General features: G+C 33.0%; 1 protein-coding gene. It reads right to left on the bottom strand.

What is annotated here, in order from left to right; genetic code table 11:
- Nucleotides 1-654: 654 nt before the first annotated feature.
- Nucleotides 655-1407 (bottom strand): hypothetical protein, encoded by a 753-nt coding sequence (locus MUW73_RS00560; protein WP_243575144.1) that lies wholly within the window; start codon nt 1405-1407, stop codon nt 655-657.
- Nucleotides 1408-1931: the final 524 nt, after the last annotated feature.

Below are 1931 nucleotides of genomic sequence, written 5' to 3'. Positions count from 1 at the left end.
TTTTTATATATTATTATATAATAATCAATTAAATATATCCCTTAAGTTGACGCTATTCAGTGAACAGCCCATGCCTTTAATTTAATGAATCAGTTGATTAAGCAAGTTTTATAAAAAGTAATGTCATTTTTACTTATCCATTCAACAATATGTTGGAGTTATTTAATAAAACCGCCCCTTGTAAAATAGTTTCGATTAGCAATCACCTATTAGAGCTGCTTAGAAAAACAGCTTGTTTGAACCCGCATAGCGGGTAAGTTCTGTTTTTACAGCTCTAATAGGTGATTACCGAAACTTTTTACAGAGGGCTTGATTTTTTGTTCACTTTTTGATCAAGCAAAAGTGATATAAAATCGCTTTTACCACCAATGTCGCCAACAAGATACGTCTGCAAAGTAGCTGTTCAGCCAATGGCGTCTACTTAAGGATGACTAACATGGGTAGATTTAAGCCGTAAGGTATTTTCCCCTTACTTTTTTCTTGATAAAAAGTAACCAAAAAATCATTTTCTACTAATTGCGTCAACGCAAACCAAAGAGTTGCTAAATATAATCGAAGAAAAACCACAGTCGTGAACGGATACAAAAAGAAACGGTATGAGTTTCTTGGAAGCGCAGCAGCTTTTCAGCATATCATACTTGGTTATTGCTGACTCTACTCTAAGTCTTGTAGTGCTTTTCTATAATTTTCTTCTAGACTTTTTGCTTTACTATCAACAGTATTAGTTTCGGATTCATATTTGTGTATTTCAGTATTGCAATCGTCAAGTTTTTTCCTAAGGTCGCTGATTAATTTTTCATCTTTAAACAAAGCCCACTTTTTTTCTTCTTTTTGTACTAGTTCCATTAAGAAAAATTTTTCTTCCTTTAGTCCATCAATTTTAGTCTCCAGATATTCCCTCTCTTTATGAATCTTCAACTTATCTCTTTGATAATTAAAATTAAGCTTGGCTATTTTATCTGCATTGTTGTCAGTGGTTATTTGTTGTTCTTGGTTATCCAGATTCTTTTTAGAAAATGAGTAATTAATATTTCCATTAATAGAAGAAGTTAGAATTGGCTTAGCCTCTGCAGAACTATTTACATGACTACCAGTAATTGAAGTTGTAACCAAAACAGGGTTAGCAAAATTGCCTACATGATTACCATCAGTTAGTGAAGCAGGACCTTGCATGTTACTTGCTTGGTCATTAGGTTCATCAGCGTCATTAGGGTCATTAGGGTCCACATCAGCAATATTTTTTACTTCTTCCCCATCTTGGTTGCTATTATTAACTTTATTTTTAAATGAAGATCTAAAATTGCGCGATTTTGGTTTGTGTTTATTCGTACCACACTGAGCACCGCATAAAAAAAGCAACATAAAAAAGCAAAGAGCAGCAAATCGTCCGATTAATAGGGTTTTCATTTGCGGTTTATATTTGATTATTTTTAAAGAATCTACAGTCTTTCCAGACTTAGGAAGGACATAAATAAGCAGATAACTAAATTTGATGGCTGAGTAGCCTATATGATATTTAGGAAAAATGATAGATAAAATCTAGTTAAGCACCAAGCTACTTGAGTCTTTCTTTGCAAATATAAGAATTTTTTTAATTTATTTGCGGTTTTTTCTATGGATGAAGCTTTATGGCAGCATCCCCCCCAAAAACTTCTTTTGTATTTTGTAAAACAGTTACGATCAGCTCTAAGGGGGGCTTGCAGCAATTTTTTATAGAAGGCTTGATTTTTTATTCTTTTTTTATCAACTTCCTGAACAGACAATGGCGTCAACTTAAGGAATTTTTAATTATTTTTATTTGATTATAAGGCTTTTTTATCTTACTTTTTTCTTGATAAAAAAGTAAGCAAAAAATCAAGCCCTGGTAAAAAGTTGCGGCAATCACCTATTAGAGTTGGAAAAACAGAGCTCACCCGCTGCGCGGGTTCAAA

The organism is Candidatus Cardinium sp. cByotN1 (assembly GCF_022810525.1).
GTDB lineage: Bacteria > Bacteroidota > Bacteroidia > Cytophagales > Amoebophilaceae > Cardinium.
Note: the sequence above shows the minus strand (reverse complement) of the source record. Positions and strands in the feature narration are given on the sequence as shown.

Excerpts from the sequence above, each read along its gene's own strand:
- MUW73_RS00560 (WP_243575144.1), bottom strand. The coding sequence starts at position 1,407 with ATGAAAACCCTATTAATCGGACGATTTGCTGCTCTTTGCTTTTTTATG.